Source organism: Pristimantibacillus sp. Z349TD_6 (genome assembly GCF_056173205.1).
This window is the reverse complement of record NZ_CM149662.1, coordinates 251,550-272,792: the sequence shown is the minus strand read 5'-3', so window position 1 is coordinate 272,792 and position 21,243 is coordinate 251,550. Positions and strand designations below refer to the sequence as shown.

Below are 21,243 nucleotides of genomic sequence, written 5' to 3'. Positions count from 1 at the left end.
TAATCCTTACATTTGAACGTTGAGCAAATTGCTGATTTTATAAACAACATCCTCTGTATCTGCATTAATGCTGGCCGCCTCGTTGATGCTCGAAATACTTTGAAGCGCCTTGATGTTCGCATTGTAGCCTATCGTGTAGATCGGGATTTTGTACGTTTCAATCAGCCCTCTAATATCCTTAAGCGAATGCCCTTCATTCGTTTCCCCGTCGCTGAGCACAAAGATTAGCGGTTTCACATCTGGATTTAAGGTCATCTCATCCTGAAGCATTTTCATTGCCACCACAATACCGTCAAAAGTAGCTGTTCCTCCACTGGCTTGAAGGCTGTCTATGGCCCCAACGAACATGGACTGCTGATTCGTGTCATACTTCCCTATAGGAAGATTAATGGCTACGTCACTGGAATAAGAAACAAATCCAATACTGTTGTCCCGTCCCAAAAACTTTTGTCCTTTCAGGAGCGATTCCTTCAATCGGTTTAATGGCTCACCACCCATACTCCCTGATACATCTGCTACAAACACAGCCGCAATCGGTTTACTCCCGTTCTTCTTTTCCTTCCACAGCTTCTGCGCAGCAGACAAAATACTGCCATCTACCGCTTCAAGCTCAGACTTATAGTCATTGAGGCCATTAAAGCCCTTTTGCTCTGCTAATTTCTGATATTTTTCTTGTTCCACAAAATCGGCAAACTTCTGAATAATGTCCAGCTTATCCTTTGGCAAATCACCTAAAGCATAAAGCGGGCTGTCATGCCTGACACCGAATGGGGTGAACACGTAACCCGCTTTGAAATCTGTTGCGTTCACAAAGGTTTGATACTCAAGAACAAAAGCATCAAGCATACCCGTCTTGGCAGCCTCACGCATTTGCAACGTGGTAGAAGCAATAAACGGTACATTGGCCTGGAACTTCTCAAAGCCTTGAACCGCTTTCTCCCCAAGCAGATTGGAGCTGTCAAAGGTTCCGAGGGCAGTCACCAGAAAGTTTAGCCCTGTAGAACTGGCAAATGGATCTGTATACCCCATAGCCAGCTCATTATCCGCGATAGCGTCGGTTACTGTTTTCAAATTCAGAGAACCGTATTTATCGACCAGCTCATCATATTTCGCCTTCGTTGCTACAATGCCAGTAACATTGCCAATAAGACGCTTAGAGACCAGCTCAGCTTGGATGCCATCCGCTTTCACCATTTCTCCCCACAGCTCGTTGGAAGGAGTAAAAGCATCCGGTATATATTTGCCTGATCTGATATAATCGGTAGCAGTTCCCGAAGCAATATTACGGATCATGACCGAAACCGGCTTTCCATTTAGCGTCGTATTGGATTTATTGAATTCCTCAGCCACCTCGTTTAACCAGCCATCAACACCCGTTCCTGATTTCTCTGTGGAAGAGAAAATCTCTACAAAGCTGTCCGTTGTATTCGTTACTGAAACCGGAAACTTCGAGATATCAGGTAAGGAATCCCCGATTGACGCGGGATCGAGATCGATTTGACCCTTGATTGGCTCTATCGTTTTCACAGACACATCTTTATATAATTTATCAAGCTTTTTCGCTGCATCTTCCGTCGTGATCTGCGTCTTTGTTTTACCTAAATTTGAAGTTAAGCTTATGCCCAAATAAACAAGCAAAAAAACAGACACTGCAATAGCTCCTATCACTACAAAAGCTTTCCCCTTACCTGCCATATCCGTCTCCCTCTCCATGCTTATATAATTTTGTCTGCTTGATTAATATATCGATTTCCTTCATGCATGACATTTCCTCAACATCTCTATAATCGGTGCTGTTCAACAGCGATATTTCCAATAATAATTTATCTAGCTTAAGCAAAATTTCCTCATTCGCACGAAGATAACCCGTCACGTAGGATAAGTACTCCTTGTATAAATTTGTTTTTTCCTGTACTAGCTTGTTAGATAGCCCCGCGGGTTGTTGTTGGCCTGCAAAGTTGGAGTATCCAGAGGCATTGAATACACTAAGCTTATTGAGAATACCTCTAATATTAAGATAGAACAGCTTCTCAACCTCATAAATAACCGAATCGAACTTCTTATAGCTTAATTCCGTCTGATCAAATCGCTGACTAAGAACCTCGGTCAAGGCTGTCTTCTTCTTATCTATGCGTTCCAGCTGATCCAAAGCAAGAGCCATATCATTTTTAAGATCTTTTGCATGTCGATACGGTTGAAGCGCTGCGATATAATCCTCACGCGTTGAAATGTTTTTTACAGGCAGCGTAACTGGCGGTTTAAAAAGCAAACTGTAACTCCCATATAACATAACAAGAAGGCTTACAACCAATAACGTTACGCCTGAAGCCGTTTCAAGTACACTTTCACCTCCTATTTCCACACCTAGAAGCCCAGGTGACAACACGACAATATTCAGGATCGCAACTCCGCCAATAAGCCCAAACAGCTTCACAAATCTCCCGTTATCCAACGTTCACACTTCCCCCTGCTATTACAGTAACTTACTCCAATTCAACTTTTTAAGAAGCATCGTTATCAACACAGCTACATCGTTAAAATATAGATATTAAACTCCTTATGCTTAATTTTATCAGAGAATAACCGAACAAGCTCCTAAATCTTACTAATTTATCCGTTTGAATTTATAAATGGAAAAAAGAGACGCCTGAGGGTCTCTTTTTTATTGGATTTATAAGTAGGGGAAGGTAATGATCTGCTGCCTAGAGGCATTAGAAAGCTGAAGCTGTAATACCGTCTGTTTAAGTACCTTACGTGGACTTACGAAGGGTAAATGATGTAATCAACCTATAAATTTAAAATTAAAATAGCTGCTTAATAAGTGAACAAGAAAAAACCCCGACCTCTTGTGGTCGGGGTTTCACATGGTGGAGGCAAACTACGCCAAAGTAAAGCGACAATTCGCCTCAGCGCAATGATTAGATTGCTGGGAGTAGTATGATTCCTTATATTCATTGCTTCCAAATCACTCTTTATGAAATGCGCAGCGCCTGTCTTCTCATCCACATCGTCGCGACCCACTTTTCACCTTTAATCACCGGTGTACCTGCATGCAAGGTGAAATCATTTATTTCATTATTGTTATAGAAATATTCAAAGTAAACAGCCATGCCTTTGTTAGGAAAAACTGAAATATTAAGCAGAGGGAACGCCGTTTCTCCGCCTTCCTCCACATCATTCAAATACATTATAAGCGTACTAATTCGATTGTTAGCACTTGCTCGATTTGTTTCTGCGAAGAAATCATAATGTGGCTGATACTCTTGGCCAGGGGTATATAGCAAAACTTGCAAGCCGTCGCCATGCTCAATGGGGATATTCATAATTTGAGAGAATCGTTTTTCGATTTTTGCAATCGTCTCATTCTCCTCACAAAATACTCCACTGCTCGTTCTAATTTGGTTCTCTGCACGATCTCCACTTATTTTTGAACGTTGCAATTGTTCCCTAGAATGTCTAATTAGCTCATCGCATTCCTCATCGCTAAGCACATTTCCTAGTACGACAACCAATGGCTCCTCATACTTGGCAAGAATACGAATCTCTCGATCTTCTGTCTTAATTGTATTTCCAGCATGATCAAATATCGTCCGCTCTTTCTCCGTCGTATCCCCTATCATTCTTACACAGCCCCTATGGTATGACATTCACCACAAAATACCATACCATACATTTCAAGTATTTACTTTAAAAAATCAGAAAAATCGAAACAATCAAACGGTCCACCACTTTATTGCTGCGCAGGTATATACATATTTTGTATCTCCTGTACTCCGGGCACAAATCCGAGATTAAAATAAACAGATTCAGCATCATTACCTTCCATCACATACAATCGTAAAATTGAATATTTATTTTTCAGCATACTCAAGGCCTTTTGCAACATCAGCGTCGCCAGCCCTCTCCCTCTATGAGCAGGTATTACACCGATACTATATACTGCTGCCATGTTATCTTGTAGACAAAGACGACAATTGGCAATGAGCTGACCAGAGTTTTTATCATAGATTAGTGTTGAAGCCTGAACTAATATGTCATTCGAATAATTAGGATCTTCATTTGGAATAAAATCTTCTAAAGAAAACTTTTTCCTCCTTGCTGCTTCAAATCCGCCTTTAAAGCTTTCATAGTCACAATGAGCAATTTCATCTTCATTGATGAATCGCTTAGCTCCCATTTCGTTCTCTTCAATTTGGGGACTTTTAATAATTAGATTATCATCCCAGATCACTTCGAAATGATCTGTAGGACGCTGCATCCATCGGCATCTGAATTCATCCGCCCAGAAGCCTGCCCTCGCAAATAATTGAACTTGATCAGGAAGAACCTCAAAAGTCTTAATTGGCTGCGATCTGTCAGACCATTGCATTACTATTTTTTTAAGCAGCTTCAATATATTGAATGCATCATTAAAAGGAGGAATAAAAAATAAATGGTAGATTACGTTGGGCGCCATTCTTACACCACCGATTCTATTCTCTCCCTTATAAATCCAAAATGAATTTCTTCGCGATGCTGCATAGCTTTCTTCTCTAAAAAAACCATTATATTGCATATTATAATATACAGAACAATACAATCCCCATTCTTCTGGCTCCGCCATCCGAATAGAATATTCCTTCGACAAATCATAAGTAATGGTATCCATAGACCAATTGTTTAATTGCATCCTCCATACCTCCTTGTAAATTCACAAAATAATAGAATGAAGACACAAATTACTACCGGTTGATACCTCTCTAGAAGACATTCGAGAACGACAAAAAGACTACAGATGAACATAGCTTCATCTGCAGCCTCTAATCTCCTAAGTGATCCCTATTCACAGGAATGAATTTCTTCATACCTGACATAAGTATACAATTACCGCGCACATAAGTGGCGTTAGAGTAAGGGCGTATGATATTGCTGTTATTCTTAATGTACGAGTTCAGCTAAATAGCAGATATGCAGATCATAACTGCGATCACATCCAATTGAGCCAAACCTCATATATTCAGTTATTTTTTCAACTGATTAAGAACAACAATAATCACGACACCATTCACTCCTATCGCATGCTTATTTGACTATATTACCAACGAGATTGCCTATTTTCAATTTACTAAATAATTATAAAAGATCTCTACCCGTATTTTATCCTACAGATAGCAAAAACTTAACGACCTACAATCTGCCTATTGCTTCTGCCTTTCTATTTTACCAGCTACAATTTGTGGAGGATAAGATTGCATTACAACATATTCACCATTATCATTCGTTTTGGGAGTTATAGTAACTGATTCACCTATCGCCAGCTCGTTGTAGAGCAGAGTATCTTCAACAATATAATTTATTAACTCAATATCATTCTTTTTAAATGTTTCAAAGTCCATATTTTCTGCATCTTTCCAAGAGATGTCCTTCGCTACTAAGATTTTTTGCTCTTCCTTTGCAATAATGTAATTCCCCTTTTTATCGTCTGACGAGGAACTGCAACCAGCAAATACACATACGAAAATTAATAAGGCTACTCCTAATACTAACTTTTTCAACATTTTCACCCCTATTCAGTATAACCTTTAGACGAAAATGCAAGTGATATGTTACGAACGAATACAATTTTTAGCTTTTGTTTCGATTGATTTATAACATAGAGCAGCTGCCCGAGAAAAATGTTACCTGTTTACTAAATGGGAGGTTGAATTTTAGATATTTACATTTTGGATAACATGAAAATCACTCACTTTGTATCCGTTTGTACTAGCTTTGAAAGTAATTCGAACTATATCAGAGCTAGAATCTTGTTTCGTAACTCTCCCTTCAAGTATGAACTCTTGTTGAGGAAAAGAATCGGATTTCCTCATCGGTATAATATGAGCGCCGCCAAAAAGATAGTTATCATACTCTTTTTTAAGTACATTCATAATCTTAGGACCAAGTTCGAAAATAAGAACCTCTTCATAGCTCTTATGTCGAATGTCGGCATTATATTTAGTTGGTAGTTCTTCACTGTAAGCTTCAACACGATCCATTACTGTGAAGTTGGTTACCCCAATTACCCAAATCAAAATTATACCTTTCCACCACATGAGAAATAACCTCCACTTTTTGGGTTATTTTGCTCAAAAGGTTATCGAACTATCCCGCCTGTTAGCTCAATAGTTACAAGGTGATCTTCTCACCTGAAGCGACATAAAGCTGTTCAACAGCTATAATTAGACAGCGATTTACTGAATCTGATATAGAAGTTGATGAGTATAGAATTCCCCAATACCCGTCCTCTCCTAAAATTTCGCTTATTTCAATATCATGTTCTAACCACATGAAAGTTTTTGATGTATATAAACCATCCTTAGACCGTTTAATTAACTGGACCTTGTAAAACCCGCTTGGAGATTTTATTTCTCTTATTACTTCATCCATTCTCCAGTACCCCTCATTTGGACTAACCTGTTCGTTAGATTAACAACAACAAAATTACTCATCTGTTGCGTCAATCCCAGTCGCTAATTTGAAATCGCAGATGGGATAGGCGGTGCAAACTCATATCTCCTAGCACGAGTATATACCTTGTTTTTAAACCCCAATTCAAAACATGCAACGTTAAATAATTCGCTTTGGCAACTTCAATATCCTTCCAGTTAAGATGCTATCCCCTCCAATATAAATCTCCAATAGCGCAACGGTGGATTGAATTATTCAACATTCATTACGACTTACCAACCAATGTATGAGTTTTTTAATTTTTAATATACATTGACACGTATATACACTTATGTGTATATTAAGCGTATGAACACAACAACTATGCAATTAACATTACTTACACTCGCCGAGCCGAACCGTTTTAACATTGTTGAGTTATTAAAAAAAGCACCACGATCGGTGAGCGAGATCGTCCAAGCGCTCAATATTGGTCAGCCGCAGGTGTCTCGCCATCTACGTATTTTGAGCGAGGCTGGGTTGGTGCGCTCCCGCAACAAAGCACAACAGCGAATATATAGCCTCGAAGCAAAGCCCTTTCAGGATCTGGATGCGTGGTTTGACTCATTTAGTATCCTTTGGGAAGAGCGTCTCGATCATTTTGAGGATTATATGCTCGACTACAATAAAAAGGAGGATTAATGCTATCCTTTTGTCTCAAGCGTTATCGCAGAAATGTTCGAAATCACCAAGCCATTTGGAATAATCGATTTGACGCACTAGAAAATGATCTAAAAAGGATGAATGAAGATGCGATCAAAAACAAAAATCCATAAAAACCGGGAACTTCGTGAGCTTACCATCGAACGGATATTAGAATTGCCTCCCAAGCTTGCTTGGGAAGGTTGGACAAACCCGGAACATATTGCGCGTTGGTGGGGCCCTAAATTATGGACAACCACCGTCTATGAAATGGATGTAAGACCCGGCGGTATTTGGCGTTATAGTCTCAAATCAGATGACATTATCGGGGAAGAGGCATTCTGCAAAGCTGTTTATCAAGAGGTTACTGAACCTTTTACACTAGTATACACCGACTCGTTTACCGACAAAGACTGGAATGTCGTAGAGAACAGCGAGATGCTAACGACTGTTCTATTCGAGGAAACAACAAATGGCACAAAGCTTAGTATCGTTACACGATTCGCAAGTGCCGAGGAATTGGAAAATGCCGAAGCAATGGGTATGATTGAAGGCTTCAATGATGCATTTGACCGACTTGAAGTGTACTTAGAAACGTCAACGGGAGGACATATGGATACCGTTACTTCCAAGGATGGAACAAAGATCGCATATGAAAAGCTAGGAAATGGTCCTGCAGTTATCCTAATATCATCGGCCGTGGCCGACCATAGCGATGCAGCCCAGCTTGCCCAGCTGCTTGCAACTCATTACACCGTTTACAACTATGATCGCCGTGGCCGCGGTCAAAGCTCTGATGTCGCGCCTTACTCCGTCCAACGTGAAGTCGAGGATATTGAGGCTCTAATCCATAAAGCCGGCGGTAACGCTTGCTTGTTCGGAAGCTCGTCCGGCGCTGTGTTAGCCCTTGAAGCAGCAAGTCGATTAGGAGACCAGGTTTCGAAGCTGTATCTTTACGAACCACCATTCATTATTAATGACAGCCGTAAACCCTTGCCTACAGAATATGTTCACCATTTAAACGCGCTAAACCAAGCAGGCAGACGCAGCGAAGCGGTCGAATACTTCATGTACGAGGCTCTCGGTATTCCGGAAGAATATATTGGCTACATGAAAGCCGATCCTTCTTGGCAAGCGATGGAAAGCATGTCTCACACAATCGCCTATGATGGCATGATTATGGGTGACACGCAATCCGGCAAACCGCTTCCAACCGACCGATGGAAAGTAAATGTTCCCACGTTAATTATGACAGGCGAGAACAGCGAACCGCTCTTTCACGAGTCAGCCAAAGCACTTACCGAACTGCTGCCTTTTGTTGAATCCCAAACGCTGCCCGGACAGGATCATTCGGCAGTCGTGATGGCTCCGAGCATTCTAGTGAAGACGATTTTCGATTATGACATTGTCCGAGAAGAAAAATGACGAGATTATTGCCATTAGAGAATACGAAATCAGCTAAACCACTATTGATTGCAAAACCTATTTCCTCGATGTCATCTAATGCCGCACGATTTTCTATTGTCTCTGGATTACTCTTCATCTTGATCCTGGGTTGCCTACACCTCTTAGAGCCTGAATTCGATCCGACTTGGCGTTTTATCAGCGAGTACGCATTAGGTAACTTCGGCTGGATGATGCATTTTGCATTTTTATTGCTCGCTGTAAGTCTTATAAGTGCCGGAGTTTCAATCTTCTCACAGATTCGTATCGTCTTGGGATATATCGGGCTCGTTATTCTTGGACTAAGTGTCTCAGGTATCATAATAGCAGGCATTTTTGTGACCGACCCTATATCGGTGAGCCCGGATGCTGCAACGTTCAGCGGTAAAATGCATGCCATCGGCGCCACGCTCGACTATTCGCCTGTCGCTGCCCTCTTGATCAGCTTTGCATTGGTACGCAATGAAGCTTGGAGGCCCATTCGCGGACGACTGTTAATCAGCAGCGGAATTATGTTTGTGTTAATGGCGCTATTTATAATTCAAATTCCTCAAGATGGACAGTTCACTCCCGACGTACTTGCAGGTTTATTCGGACGATTCTTAATCGTATCCTACCTTGGTTGGCTTTTGGTCGTCGGGTTCCACGTGCTCAAGCTTCGCAAGCAGAGCTTATAAAAACAGATTTGCCCTACTAGCATGAACAAAAAAACCAAAAAATCCGACCTCACGAGGTCGGATTTTTTCATGGTATTGGTGGCGAACCATGGCTGTGCAAAGCCATAATTCGCCGAAGTGTGATGCTCAAACGGTTTGATGTGTGGAATGACCAGTGGCACGTCCTCCTCACAGGCACAGCCTTACTCTTTCACCGCGCCTAGCATAATACCGGAAACAAAGTACTTTTGCAAGAAAGGATATACGATCAGCATTGGAACCATAGCTATGAAAACCTTGGCCGCATTCAGCGTTCGATTAGACAGCTCGGACAGCTTCTTATATTGTTCAGGGGTCAGATTAGTGCCAACCGGAATGTTTACGACAAGCTGCTGAATATAGGTTTGAAGCGGATATTTAGCCGCAGTATTCATTAGCACTAACCCGTTAAAAAACTCGTTCCAATGATAAACGCTAAGGAACAACGCCACTGCAGCAAGCACAGGAAAAGAGCAAGGAATATACACCCGAAACAACACTGACCAAGGACCAGCACCGTCGACTACCGCCGCCTCATTCAGCTCCTTCGGCAAATTGCGGAAGAAGTTCATAATCAGGATCACGTCGAATACCGGCACTCCTCCGCCAAGTACTAACGCCCAAATCGAATCGATCAAATGATAGTTTTGAATAGTGAGATACCATGGAATCAGTCCTCCGTTAAACAGCATGCAAAAGACAAGAATCCACATGAAGGTATTGCGCATTTTAAAATCCCTCTTGGGCCTTGCGAGTGGGTAAGCCATTAACACCGTCATCAGCAAGGCAAAACCTGTACCGAGCACGGTGCGCTGAATGGAAATCCAGAACGCGTTAAAGAAGAGGGCGTCATTAATAATTTCCTTATACGGCGTCAAGGAGAAGCCAATGGGATAAAGCGTAACCAAGCCTGCATTAGCAGCGGATTTCTCGGAAATCGATACACAGAAGGTGTACCAAAGCGGGTAAATACAGCTAATAAGCAAAAGGCCGAGGACGACGATATTGGCAATTTCAAACGTCCGTGAGCCTAACGTTGTATTTCTGACCAATGCAGCGCCCTCCCTCAGAATACCGTGTAATCGGCATAGCGATACGCCAGACGATAGGATATGAATATCAGCACAAAGCTAATGACCGACTTGAACAAACCTGCCGCCGTCGCGAGCGAGAATTGAAGATTTTGCAAGCCCAGTCGGTACACCCATGTATCCAAAATATCTCCAGTTGAATACACAAGCGGGTTATAAAGGTTATACACTTGATCGAATCCGGCATTCAGCACGTTGCCTAGACTTAAGACGCCCAGCAAGACAACCGTGGTTGACAGTGCAGGCAGCGTGACGTGCCTAATCAACTGCCAGCGATTGGCACCGTCAATGGCGGCCGCCTCATATAGATTAAGATTAATGCCCGTTAACGCCGCAAGATATATAATTGCGTTGAAACCAAATTCTTTCCACACATCCGTACCGATGATGAGCTGCCGGAATATCCCCGCATCCGCCATAAATAGTTTAGGATCGAAGCCGAACATTCCAAAAACCGTATTAACAACGCCATAATAGCCAAAAATTCCGATAACAATCGTTGACATAATAACCCACGATAGAAAGTGCGGCAGGTAAACGACAGTCTGCACCAGCTTTTTGTAGCGCATGCTGCGAAGCTCGTTCAGCAATATGGCAAAGATGAGCGGAATGAGCAGATTAAGCACGATTTTGCCGATTGCGATGATAAAGGTATTAACGATAACCGTCTTGCTGTCATTAAGCTGAAACATATACTTGAAGTTTTCGAGCCCCACCCACTCGGATTTAAGCAGCCCCGCTCCCGGATTGAAATCCTGAAAGGCCATCAGAATTCCAAACATAGGCACAATACTGAACATCACAAGCCAGACCATACCCGGCAACAGCATCAAATAATAGTGTTTCTGATGGCCTAATTTTCTCACTAAGGCTAGCCTCCCGTCTCCCTATCAGGATAACAAAGCTTGCAAAAGGCACTTAAAACCGCCAGCGCCTTCTGCAAGAGTATGCTCGGTTACTTCTTCAAGAGCTCGGCGACTTCCGCTGTGATCTCATCTCCGCCTTGAGACTTCCAGTCCTTCACGAATTTATCGAAAGAGTCGATGGTCGCTTGACCAAGGATGATTTTCATAACGGTCTCATCCTCCATCTTCTTCAGGTTAGCCCATTTCGTTTCCATCGTTGAGGTTTGGTTATAGGTTACGCTAAAGACCTTCTTATCGATTGGAATTGTTGTGAACGGACGATCACCAATCATGATGGAGTACAAGCGCTGGAAGTCTCCGAAGTTAGCTGTACTGAAGTTGCTGACATTTAGATCGTCGTACGGAGGCTTAATGACGTCTTTTACCTTTTTCGCATCCGCATACATCAGCTTGTACAGGCTGTTCGGCTTATTATAATCCTCCGGATTAGTCTCGCCTTTCAGTACTTTCAGAAGCTCGGCATACTCGTATTCCGTCTCATTGGCCGCGGCCATAACGTTGCGAAGCGGATACCAAGCCACATTAACCGACAAATCAAAGGTCGCTTCATCACGTACAAGCGCATTATTCATGATCATAATGGCTTTGACGACGTCCGGTTTGGCATTTTTGCTAATCACAGTGTAGGTGCTGCCCGTCGTTTTCATATGCACATTCCATTTGTTATCGTCAGAATAGACCGGATAGGCCTGCCAGTTAGCCGTCGGATCGTTTTTGAAGGAATCCCCGTTGCCATAGCCGCCATTCCACCATGGGCCGAAGAAAATTCCCGCCTGATTGGCATTAATCGGATCCCCTACGTTGTCACGGGTACCTACTTCAGGATCAATAAGCCCTTTTTTGTACCAGTCAGCCAGCAAAGCCAACGTTTTTTTCGTATTGTCCGTCGTCGTTCCGTATGTTACCGATCCGTCGCCATTGTCAAGCCAATAGCCCGGATATGCATCCATCGCGCCAAAAATCGGATCAAATCCTCCCATATTGTTAGAGGAGACGAGGAAGGTAGAATAAGGGAACGTATTTTTGGAAGGACCGGCAATACCGATCATTTTGTCTCCGCCAAGCTTGCTATCAACAAACGCTTTCGCCGTCTTTTCGACATCGGACACCGTCTTCGGCACCGGCAGCTGCAGCTTATCAAGCCAGTCCTTGCGAATCCATAAGACATGAACGCCGTCGGTATCCACCGTAATGTTCGGGAGCGAAACCATCTTGCCCTTGTAGCTGGCATTTTCCAATGCACGGCCTTCGGTGCTTGCCATGATATCCTTGACCTGTGAAGACTGATATTGCTGGAAGATGTCGGTGATATCATACAACAGTCCCGAGTTCGCCGCTTTGGTCATGAAGGAGCGATCGTCAACGACCATACCGTCTGGCAGTTTGCCCGATGCGATCGTCAAGCTGACCTTCTGCTTAAAATCGTTGCCGGTGGCCGCGGTCCAATCTACAATCACGTTGATGTTGTACTTTTCCTTAAGGTAACGCGTGTACTGGTTGTTGCTTACACTGTCGCCTTCCGGCAGCGTTTTGTCTGTCGGATCCACCACCATGCCGATGTGGACATCAACAGGGTTCGGAAATTTGGAGAAGGCCAGGTCATCTCCCGATAGTGCCGGGCTTTCAGTGTTTGAGTCTGGATTTGAAGACGCTTTCAAATTATTTGATGAGTTGTTGGAAGAAGAACACGCTGTCAAACTTAGACCAAGTAATACGACGGAAAGCATCAATGCCATATTCTTTTTCATCTAATCCCTCCTCAAAAGAATGGCCAAGCAATTCTTACTTCGTAAGCAACTGCTTAGTTTCTTGCCTTCTCATTGTACATTGGAAGTTAGGAAAAAAAGTCAGACAGATGTGCCGTGTTTTGCGCCAGATACAAGGCCAAGGTAGATATTTGTTCGATCCGTTGTAGTCATTCCTCCCCCTTGTGGAACTGGGCCCGAAATTCGGAGGGTAAAAGACGGGTCTGTTCATGGAACAGCTGGGAGAAATATTTGGAGTCGTTATAGCCTACGGCATGAGCAACCCAGGCGATCGACTGATTGGTTTCGCACAGCAGACGTTCGGCCGCTCTTATCCGCTCTTGTCTTAAGTATTCATTAAACGTTGAGCCCGTCAGCTTCTTAAAGCATTGGCTAAAATAACTTCGGCTCATGTGCACATGATCAGCGACGTCCTCGGCATGCAGTGTATTTGAAGCCTTCTCGCAAATGAATAACACAGCCTTTAGGATGCTGGTTGTCGTATTGGTAAAATCGGAGGATGAAGCAACCTGCGCATAAACACGTTTCCTGTAATCGCGCATCCATTCAACCGCAGACCGGACATCGTCGGCATCAGACCGGAGCTCTGCAGCGAGTAGAATTACGGGCTCAATTTGTGACAGCACACGCATAAATAACCCTTCCAGACGGCGAAAAGAAACCTTAGCTTCTATGGTATGTTTACATAACCGCTGAAAAACCGATTCATTATAGAGCCAGTAGTGTGAGCGCCACTCCTGCTCCAGCCTGCACCACTCTTCTTCCTCCAGGTTTTGCTCAGGGCCATGCGTAGGCGCTGATTGCGCTGGAGTCTTGGCAGAAAGAGGTATCATTTCTCCTGTCATCTTCTGCTGGATTCGTTTCAATATTTGCTCGTCATCCTCTGATTCCAGGCGTACCTTGGAAATATAATCGAGCACACCCATGCGATAAGCCGTTTGCACAATCTCAAACTCTTCGTGAAAAGATAAAATAACAGAACGCAGATCCGGAAATCTTTGCCGTGTGACTTGAAGCAGCTCCATACCTGACATGACAGGCATCGAGAGATCTACGAATATGAGGTCCACCTCATAACTTTCCATAAACTCCAGCGCCTTCGCGCCGTTCGCCGCTTCTCCAACAACAACCATATCGTGATTGGACCAAGGCATAATCGAAATCAAACCTTTGCGCGCTAGCTTGTCATCGTCAACAATTAATACACGAATCAAATCGCTCTCTCCTTTCTATGATGGAGAAAAGGAAGGGTTAAAGTAACCGTTGTGCCTTGATTTGGAGTGCTTTCTATACTCATACGAGCTTTATAGCCATAAGATGATTCCAGCATAGACCTGACATAACGAAGTCCAATTCCCCAACCCGTCTGCTGCTGATCCGGCGTGTCGCGCTGCAGCAAAGCAAGCGTCTCAAGACTGAGCCCTTTGCCATCATCACGGATTATAATGCGCACCATCTGTGCCTTTTCATCAGCCGATATGTTGATCTCCAGCTTGCCGTTATCGTCAAGGCCATGACAGACGGCATTTTCCACAATGGGCTGTAGAATGAACCTCGCGACAGGACTATCGAGATAAACCCCTTCCGCAATATCCAGCTTCACCTCAAAATCATGCCTCATCTGCTGCAATTCCAGATAGGTTCGCATGACCTCTATTTCCGATCTGAAGGTAGCCGTATCCTCTGATTTTCCCAAGTTATAGTTCAGCAAAAAAATTAACGAGGAAACGAACTTCTCAATCTCCGCCTGCTTATGCATAACCGCCAGCCACCGTACCGAATTGAGCGTATTCATCAGAAAATGCGGGTTGATTTGGTAGGCTAGCTTCTCTATCTCCAGCTGATGACGGCGCTTTTCCTTTTGCTCCACGTCCATAATCAGCTGCTGAATTTGTCGCTTCATAATATTGAATTGATCGAGTAGCCGATCGAATTCATCGATCCCCGTATGATATTGGCTGGTACCCATATATCCCTTGCCAAACGTCCTCATTTCCTTCTCGATTAGTCGAAATGGCTTGTTAATGATCCTCCGCAATAATAGTGTGAGCATAAACATCATTAGAAGAGCAATGGCGAGAATCCAGTACATATGATTTTTCCACGTGTAGAGCTCGTGATTGTAAAAGGAGACGGGAAGCAGCAGCGTGATGCCGTAGCCGTAATCACCTGTCATTCGGTTCCATACATAACCGCCCGTCACACCCGATTGCCCGCTTTGACTGAGACGCTCGCCAGCACTAAAAGCAGTTGAATTGCTGCTATAAGTCACCAAGCCCGCCGTATCAGTGAAAACAAGCATATAGGGCATACTCAAGCTTTCTGTAAGCGAATTCATAACGGTGGAGATATCCGACTTGGCTTCAACATAAACAACTAATTTTGTTCCGTCTGAAAATTCAACCTCCCTTGTCACCGACATAACCAGGTCATCGCTGAATCGGCATAGCGATTTATGAGGGGACTGGTATTTCAGTTCTCCGGTACCGGCGACACTCGGCAAAGATTGTAGCGTAAAGTCACCGCGCAGCGGCAAATTCGAATAAGAAGCATTTCCGCTTGCGGGATTATAATACATCACCAGCTCCATAGCCGGATTCGAAAAAGTAATTAATCCAATGTTATAGGCGATATCGCGTGAAAGAAGGCGCTGACTATACGTGTCCGCGGTGGAGATATACGTCTCCATCAGGTTGCCCACGGTACCTTCCGGTGTCATCTGCTGTGTAACCTGAAGCAAGTTACTGTACATCTGATTCAACTTTGTCGTTTGCTGGTATAGATCAAAAGCCATAGAGGTCTTGATTTTATCGCGCTGCATCGTGTAGATCGCATTATAGGAAACAGACGCCATTAAGATGGCATATCCTACAAATCCAACGGTCAGAAACACCATGATTCGTTTGCGAAGAGAGGTGAAAACAAACCGATTACGCAGCATAGACACGAAGCTTATTTTCCTGCTTGTAGACTTCATAGAGCGATTACCGTCCACCTCCATCACCTCACAACAAGTATGAATCAATATTCGCTGTTTTACAGGTTTATCCTTCCTTGTAGGGAGAGCGCTGTGTTGCACAGACACATAACGATCTGAGAAAAAGCAAAAACCCACAACCTGTTGCGATTGTGGGTTTACATGGGGAGGTGAACCGTGGTTATACAAAACCACAATTCGCCGACGTAATCTCTACAATATGCCTACAACGATCCACTCACAAGCCGCCCTTGGTACCATACCGCTTGACGCGCCGCTCTTCGCGCTATCGCTTCAGCCGTGCAGCTTGCGTGCAACAGTACAAAGCTTGCGTCGTCCCCGATCTTAGGCCACACCTGCTGACCATTTGAATCAAGTGGCGTTATCCCCCCAGTAATGAAACTGATAGCTTGGGATAGTGATAATTCATCGTTATATCCATACAATTCTGCGAACCGACCTGCTTTATCTAATTGATCTCCATTTCCGAAGGGAGACCAGTGATCTGTAAGGCTATCCGTTGCCAATTTTACCGCTACTCCATTTTTAGTTAACATCGGGAGCGGCATCGTCATCTTGCCAATCGGAACCGTCGAAGCAACGGACATGCCAAGCGATCCCATCCGTTTAGCAACTTCCTCCGCCTCTTGTGGCTGCGCGCCTGCAAACCAGAATGCATGACTAACCGTTACTTTTCCTTGCAAACCAGCCTCTTCGGTCAAATCAACTAAACGAATCAGCGTTTGCTTGCCCGCTTCGTTTCTATCATGTAAGTGAATATCGATACCGGCATTATTCAAAACCGCTAGTTCTACGATGGTCTGCAGTGACTTCTCTATATCTCCATCCACTGAGAATGGATCTACTCCGCCAACATGAGTTGCCCCCTCTGCCAAAGATTGCTTTACGAGTTGAACAGAATCCGATAGCAGAAGCCCATGCTGAGGGAAAGCGACAATTTCCGATGAAATTTTACCTGAGAATGTATCTAGCGCCTGCTTAGTCGCCTCTAACCGTTGCAATCCACTGGTAGGCTCAATATTACAATGGGTACGAACATGAGTAGCGCCATATCCCTGTATAAGAGTTAAGATGCTTTCGGCTTGTTGTCTTGCCATTGGAAGGAGCTTAGGCAATAATACTTTCTCTTCCTCAATTCTCTCGAAGATGCTCGATACAGGCTTTACCGCTTTCCACGGTCCATTGAAATACGTTTTATCCAAATGAATATGAGCCTCTTCGAACGAAGGCAGCATCAATAACTCTTTACAATCATATTTAACAGCATCACATTGAATATCCCGTTCTTTCCCTATAATTTCAGCAATAATACCCTTCTCAATTCGTATATGGCAAATTTTCGTTTTCGTACCAGAGACCTGTCCATCTTCCATATCATAACCCTGTTCTAATCTTACATTCGTCAACCAATATGAAGCGTTCAACCGATCATCTCCTGTCTTTACCCCTATTATATTCGCGTCCTCTTTATTCCCAATCTACCTCTATGGTATAACTAACCACTAATTTACGATAATTTCAATAGCGTTAGCATCCCCGCTTAGCTTGCAATTGAAACTCCAATACATATATTATGACCGCATCGTATTTGAGTAAAGTGAATAGGGAGAAAGAATTTGCAGTAATGTATTGCGAAGCTCATATCAAAATTAACAAAATACAGCTGCGATGTTTTATTTATGTATGTAAAAAAACGCCATCCTCATGCGGATGGCGTTAATGATGGCGGAGGCGAGGGGAATGGATACCTCTTATATTCAATTTAACCCAAACGACTGAGTGAAAAAAAAGGCTCTACCTTAAATGGTGGAGCCCTCTAGTTTTGTTATGTAATTAAATTATGCCGAGATTCTTCTACCTTCACTATCCGTAAACTTTCCTACAATAATCGTAATTAGGTCAATCAGCAACCAAATTCCTAATCCACCTAAAGTAATAATTTGTAAGATAGCTGTGCCAATTTTCCCGACATAAAACCGATGGATGGAAAACCCTCCCAAGAAAAAACAAAATAGTAATGCAGCTACAAATGATTTAGGACTTTTATCCATGATACATTCCTCCATATTATTATATAATACCCTCCTATTCTATCGACAGAAAACCCATCAAATGTTAATTTTTCTAGTTGATGAGGTTTCTATAAATTTTAGGGGTCCTTTGATGCGTTCACTAGCCAAAAGAATTGCGCAAAGTGATTTAATTGATGTAAATATGATTGGATCTGCAGCTATGGAAAGCCAATGAAAAAGTGGATAATTTTCCGTGAAGATAAAGCAATTCTGTACCCTTCTTTCAGTCACTAACTTAACGAGGCCGGTGTCGTGTTAAACTAACTCAACATAAAAAGAGCTGTCGAGACTTTCTCGACAGCTTGAGCCTGCCATATGGCAGGCTTTTTGTATGAAAGCACTATGCGTTAATTATTTTAATGCTTCCAATATTGCTTTTAGGTCCGCATTGGTTTGAAGCGTGTGTAAAATAATCGTTAACGCTTCAGCGCGAGATGATGGCTTGTTTGGCGCAAATTGTCCATTACCCGCTCCGTTAATAATTCCTGCCACTGCTGCTTGCTTGATTTGCTCTTTGTTCCACGCTCCATCAATATCTGTGAAAGCAGGCGCTGAAGCTGTGTTTACAGCTTTAAGGTCAATGATTTTAGAAATAATGGAAATAATTTCGGCACGGCTGATTTCTTTGTTTGGTTTAAATGTGCCATCTTCGTACCCTGAGATAATGCCGCTTTCAGTTAAAGCAGCAATTGATGCTGAAGCCCAGTGATCAGAAACGTCACTTAGCTTATTTTTATCACCCATCGCAGAGAGGTCAAATACCTTTGCAATAATGGTAGCAAATTCTGCGCGGGTAATACTTGCGTTAGGATGGAAGGAACCATCCTCATATCCGTTTACAATCCCCAATTTCACGAAAATATGAACAGTTGCCCCAGCCCAGTGAGATTTTGTGTCTTTGAACTCAACATCAGTAGGATTAGCTTTCGCTTCCTCTACTTTCTTGTTTAAGCTGGATATCACTTTTTCCACTTGAATCACATTTTGATCAAATTTCACTTCAGGCGTTGCTGTCGGTTTTGGTTCAGGTGTTTTTTCAGGCTTTGTTGTTGGCGCTGGAGTAGGTGTCGGATTTCCATGATCGCCACCGCTGCCAGAGTTTACTTTAACCTCAACTATTTTTGTTCCAAAAACGGTACTGCCGTCAGCAGCCGTTGCTTTAACGGTAACCGTTCCTGCTGAAACACCCGTCAATACTCCGCTTTTGCTGATTGTTGCTGTGCCTGTTCCGTTTTCAACAGACCACTCGATTGATTTGTCCGTCGCATTAGTAGGAGCAATGGTCGCGTCAACGGTTAACGTCTGCCCAACCAGCACGCTGGAATCACTTGTCAACATAATCGAGGCAACAGGGACTTGGACAGCCGTAATCGTAAGGATCGTGCTGCCTACAACTCCGCTTTCATCGGCAGCTGTTGCTTGGACTGTTACTGTACCTGGATTGCCGGCAGTAAGCTCACCCGTTGTTTTATCAATAACAGCCGTACCTGTTCCATCTATTACGGACCAAGCGACCGCTTTGTTTGTTGCGTTGCTAGGAGCAGCCACAGCATTCATTTGCAGCTTCTTACCTGATTCGATTGTAGTAACTTCACCATCCGCCGTTACGGTAATCGTTTGAACAGGTATGGTGGGCTCCTTAATTTCGATCGTTTTGGTTCCAAAAACAGCGCTGCCGTCAATAGCCGTTGCTATAACGGTTACCACACCTGCTGAAGTTCCGGTCAATTCACCGCTTGTACTGATTGTCGCAGTGCCTGTTCCGTTCTCAACAGACCACTCGATCGATTTGTCCGTTGCATTTTCAGGAGCAACGGTCGCGTCAACGGTTAACGTCTGGCCAACTAGCAAGCTAGAATTCCCTGTTAATGTAATCGAGGATACAGGGACTTGGGCGGCTGTTATCGTAAGAATCGTGCTGCCAACAACTTCGCTTTCATCGGTAGCCGTTGCTTGGACAGTTACTGTACCTGGATTGCCTGCAGTAAGCTCTCCCGTTTCTTCGTCAATAACAGCTGTACCCGTCCCATCAATAACAGACCAAGCAACCTCTCGGTATGTTGCATCGCTTGGGGCTACAACAGCATACATTTGAAGTGTCTTGCCTGATTCGATTGTAGAAACCTCATCTTCCGCTGTTACAGATATGTTTTGAACAGGTATGACAGGTCCATGGATTTTAATCGTTTTTGTTCCATAAACGGTGTTGCCGTCAATAGCCGTAGCTTTAACGGTAACCGTACCTGCCGAAATACCCGCCAATACACCGCTAGTGCTGATTGTCGCTGAGCCTGTTCCGTTCTCAACGGACCATTTCACCTTTTTGTAAGAGGCGTCTACCGGCAATATATCCGCACGCATAGCTAAAGTATTGCCAATAAGTAAGGAAGATGCATCCCCTACGCTGCCTACATTGATTGCTGCCACAGGTGTAGATTTTTTGTGAAAAGGATCATTCGTTATGAATTGAGAACCTGAATATAAAGAAAGAGGTGCATTATAAATTTCACTAATGCCCGATTTAATTTGGAAAGTGACCAATCCGTTAACGGTGTACCAAGAGTAACCCTCGTCTACCGTATTCGTCCTCGTATAAAAATTACCATTATTCTGGTCGCTTGGGTCTATGTTATAGAAGGTTAAAGCAGTATCTGCGGAATGTGCAAAAATTTCCGTACGATCATCCACAGGCTTGCCATCGGTATCATAAACAGCAAAGGTTACGCTTATATACTCGGGTTGACTCTGAACAACTACTGGTGAATTATTTAACTTGACATAGCCTACGGGAAGCTTGGGTTTACTTGCCGAAATACCACTAACAGTAACATAACCTCCTCCGCCATAACTCATGTTTGGAACCCAGCTCACCACACCGTCGCTTACGTATCCGCCTACAATGGGCTGCGTGTTATTCGTAGGAAAAGTAACGCTGTTTTGGTTCGGCAATAGGTTGGGTGCCTGAACGATTTCGCCATTCGAATATCTGATATATGCATACTCTGCCTCACTTAACCTTTCCGAGTTAAAATTAATGGTGACTTCGCTTGTTTTGATCACACATCCGCTTAACAAACTCAGAATTAAAACCGAAACTAAAAATAAATTGCGTATTGAAAATCGTTTCATGTTAACTTATCTCCTC

General features: G+C 43.4%; 19 protein-coding genes. 4 read left to right on the top strand and 15 right to left on the bottom strand.

Annotation, left to right across the window (positions count from 1 at the left end):
- Positions 1 to 6: 6 nt before the first annotated feature.
- The 7 genes from AC0VYE_RS01335 to AC0VYE_RS01305 all read right to left on the bottom strand — a co-directional run bounded on the left by AC0VYE_RS01335 (position 7) and on the right by AC0VYE_RS01305 (position 6,405).
- Complete coding sequence (locus AC0VYE_RS01335; protein WP_475445532.1) at positions 7 to 1,695, bottom strand: vWA domain-containing protein; 1,689 nt, start codon at positions 1,693 to 1,695, stop codon at positions 7 to 9.
- Positions 1,685 to 2,452, bottom strand: coding sequence for a hypothetical protein (locus AC0VYE_RS01330; RefSeq protein WP_475445530.1), 768 nt, complete (start codon positions 2,450 to 2,452; stop codon positions 1,685 to 1,687). Before AC0VYE_RS01330 ends, AC0VYE_RS01335 begins: the two co-directional genes overlap by 11 nt.
- A 520-nt stretch (positions 2,453 to 2,972) precedes the next feature.
- Positions 2,973 to 3,620 (bottom strand): 2OG-Fe(II) oxygenase, encoded by a 648-nt coding sequence (locus AC0VYE_RS01325; protein WP_076270712.1) that lies wholly within the window; start codon positions 3,618 to 3,620, stop codon positions 2,973 to 2,975.
- Positions 3,621 to 3,730: 110 nt separating this feature from the next.
- Positions 3,731 to 4,669, bottom strand: coding sequence for a GNAT family N-acetyltransferase (locus AC0VYE_RS01320; RefSeq protein WP_475445528.1), 939 nt, complete (start codon positions 4,667 to 4,669; stop codon positions 3,731 to 3,733).
- Between the two features lie 508 nt (positions 4,670 to 5,177).
- Complete coding sequence (locus AC0VYE_RS01315; RefSeq protein ID WP_076270714.1) at positions 5,178 to 5,537, bottom strand: hypothetical protein; 360 nt, start codon at positions 5,535 to 5,537, stop codon at positions 5,178 to 5,180.
- A gap of 150 nt (positions 5,538 to 5,687) precedes the next feature.
- Positions 5,688 to 6,071, bottom strand: coding sequence for a DUF3888 domain-containing protein (locus AC0VYE_RS01310; RefSeq protein ID WP_076270715.1), 384 nt, complete (start codon positions 6,069 to 6,071; stop codon positions 5,688 to 5,690).
- A 73-nt stretch (positions 6,072 to 6,144) separates the two neighbouring features.
- Positions 6,145 to 6,405, bottom strand: a complete 261-nt coding sequence (locus AC0VYE_RS01305) for a hypothetical protein (RefSeq protein WP_475445526.1) — start codon at positions 6,403 to 6,405, stop codon at positions 6,145 to 6,147.
- 369 nt (positions 6,406 to 6,774) lie between these two features.
- On the opposite strand from AC0VYE_RS01305, the gene AC0VYE_RS01300 reads away from it, so the two are divergent.
- From AC0VYE_RS01300 to AC0VYE_RS01290, 3 genes are all read left to right on the top strand, one after another.
- Positions 6,775 to 7,107, top strand: a complete 333-nt coding sequence (locus AC0VYE_RS01300) for an ArsR/SmtB family transcription factor (protein ID WP_441957741.1) — start codon at positions 6,775 to 6,777, stop codon at positions 7,105 to 7,107.
- 108 nt (positions 7,108 to 7,215) lie between these two features.
- Positions 7,216 to 8,532 carry an alpha/beta fold hydrolase gene (locus AC0VYE_RS01295; protein WP_475445524.1) on the top strand — a complete coding sequence of 439 codons (1,317 nt, stop codon included), beginning with the start codon at positions 7,216 to 7,218 and terminating at the stop codon, positions 8,530 to 8,532.
- On the top strand, positions 8,529 to 9,227 hold the full coding sequence (locus AC0VYE_RS01290) for a DUF998 domain-containing protein (RefSeq protein ID WP_083682543.1): 699 nt from the start codon (positions 8,529 to 8,531) through the stop codon (positions 9,225 to 9,227). The genes AC0VYE_RS01295 and AC0VYE_RS01290 overlap by 4 nt, the downstream gene beginning before the upstream one ends.
- A 182-nt stretch (positions 9,228 to 9,409) precedes the next feature.
- Here AC0VYE_RS01290 and AC0VYE_RS01285 read toward each other — a convergent pair whose 3' ends face one another.
- The 7 genes from AC0VYE_RS01285 to AC0VYE_RS01255 form a co-directional block, all read right to left on the bottom strand.
- Positions 9,410 to 10,297, bottom strand: a complete 888-nt coding sequence (locus tag AC0VYE_RS01285) for a carbohydrate ABC transporter permease (RefSeq protein ID WP_076270717.1) — start codon at positions 10,295 to 10,297, stop codon at positions 9,410 to 9,412.
- Between the two features lie 14 nt (positions 10,298 to 10,311).
- Positions 10,312 to 11,202, bottom strand: a complete 891-nt coding sequence (locus tag AC0VYE_RS01280) for an ABC transporter permease (protein WP_076270718.1) — start codon at positions 11,200 to 11,202, stop codon at positions 10,312 to 10,314.
- 89 nt (positions 11,203 to 11,291) lie between these two features.
- Entirely contained in the window at positions 11,292 to 13,010 is a 1,719-nt protein-coding gene (locus AC0VYE_RS01275; protein WP_475445521.1) for an extracellular solute-binding protein, read from the bottom strand.
- A 167-nt stretch (positions 13,011 to 13,177) separates the two neighbouring features.
- Entirely contained in the window at positions 13,178 to 14,242 is a 1,065-nt protein-coding gene (locus AC0VYE_RS01270) for a response regulator transcription factor (protein ID WP_475445519.1), read from the bottom strand.
- Complete coding sequence (locus AC0VYE_RS01265; protein ID WP_475445517.1) at positions 14,239 to 16,023, bottom strand: sensor histidine kinase; 1,785 nt, start codon at positions 16,021 to 16,023, stop codon at positions 14,239 to 14,241. Before AC0VYE_RS01265 ends, AC0VYE_RS01270 begins: the two co-directional genes overlap by 4 nt.
- Before the next feature lie 206 nt (positions 16,024 to 16,229).
- On the bottom strand, positions 16,230 to 17,450 hold the full coding sequence (locus AC0VYE_RS01260; protein ID WP_475445515.1) for an amidohydrolase: 1,221 nt from the start codon (positions 17,448 to 17,450) through the stop codon (positions 16,230 to 16,232).
- Between the two features lie 414 nt (positions 17,451 to 17,864).
- Entirely contained in the window at positions 17,865 to 18,077 is a 213-nt protein-coding gene (locus tag AC0VYE_RS01255) for a TM2 domain-containing protein (protein WP_076270723.1), read from the bottom strand.
- Here AC0VYE_RS01255 and AC0VYE_RS01250 point away from each other — a divergent pair.
- On the top strand, positions 18,010 to 18,273 hold the full coding sequence (locus tag AC0VYE_RS01250; RefSeq protein WP_475445513.1) for a DUF3626 domain-containing protein: 264 nt from the start codon (positions 18,010 to 18,012) through the stop codon (positions 18,271 to 18,273). The genes AC0VYE_RS01255 and AC0VYE_RS01250 overlap by 68 nt on opposite strands.
- Before the next feature lie 176 nt (positions 18,274 to 18,449).
- Here the strand turns inward: AC0VYE_RS01250 and AC0VYE_RS01245 are convergent, their stop codons facing one another.
- Positions 18,450 to 21,227 (bottom strand): Ig-like domain-containing protein, encoded by a 2,778-nt coding sequence (locus AC0VYE_RS01245; RefSeq protein WP_076270724.1) that lies wholly within the window; start codon positions 21,225 to 21,227, stop codon positions 18,450 to 18,452.
- Between the last annotated feature and the right edge of the window lie 16 nt (positions 21,228 to 21,243).

What these genes read in the sequence shown, in the direction of transcription:
- AC0VYE_RS01335 (WP_475445532.1), bottom strand. Translation starts at nt 1,695, where the DNA reads ATGGCAGGTAAGGGGAAAGCTTTTGTAGTGATAGGAGCTATTGCAGTG.
- AC0VYE_RS01325 (WP_076270712.1), bottom strand. Translation starts at nt 3,620, where the DNA reads ATGATAGGGGATACGACGGAGAAAGAGCGGACGATATTTGATCATGCT.
- AC0VYE_RS01320 (WP_475445528.1), bottom strand. Translation starts at nt 4,669, where the DNA reads ATGCAATTAAACAATTGGTCTATGGATACCATTACTTATGATTTGTCG.
- AC0VYE_RS01315 (WP_076270714.1), bottom strand. Translation starts at nt 5,537, where the DNA reads ATGTTGAAAAAGTTAGTATTAGGAGTAGCCTTATTAATTTTCGTATGT.
- AC0VYE_RS01310 (WP_076270715.1), bottom strand. Translation starts at nt 6,071, where the DNA reads ATGTGGTGGAAAGGTATAATTTTGATTTGGGTAATTGGGGTAACCAAC.
- AC0VYE_RS01305 (WP_475445526.1), bottom strand. Translation starts at nt 6,405, where the DNA reads ATGGATGAAGTAATAAGAGAAATAAAATCTCCAAGCGGGTTTTACAAG.
- AC0VYE_RS01300 (WP_441957741.1), top strand. Translation starts at nt 6,775, where the DNA reads ATGAACACAACAACTATGCAATTAACATTACTTACACTCGCCGAGCCG.
- AC0VYE_RS01295 (WP_475445524.1), top strand. Translation starts at nt 7,216, where the DNA reads ATGCGATCAAAAACAAAAATCCATAAAAACCGGGAACTTCGTGAGCTT.
- AC0VYE_RS01290 (WP_083682543.1), top strand. Translation starts at nt 8,529, where the DNA reads ATGACGAGATTATTGCCATTAGAGAATACGAAATCAGCTAAACCACTA.
- AC0VYE_RS01275 (WP_475445521.1), bottom strand. Translation starts at nt 13,010, where the DNA reads ATGAAAAAGAATATGGCATTGATGCTTTCCGTCGTATTACTTGGTCTA.
- AC0VYE_RS01250 (WP_475445513.1), top strand. Translation starts at nt 18,010, where the DNA reads ATGGAAAACCCTCCCAAGAAAAAACAAAATAGTAATGCAGCTACAAAT.
- AC0VYE_RS01255 (WP_076270723.1), bottom strand. Translation starts at nt 18,077, where the DNA reads ATGGATAAAAGTCCTAAATCATTTGTAGCTGCATTACTATTTTGTTTT.
- AC0VYE_RS01245 (WP_076270724.1), bottom strand. Translation starts at nt 21,227, where the DNA reads ATGAAACGATTTTCAATACGCAATTTATTTTTAGTTTCGGTTTTAATT.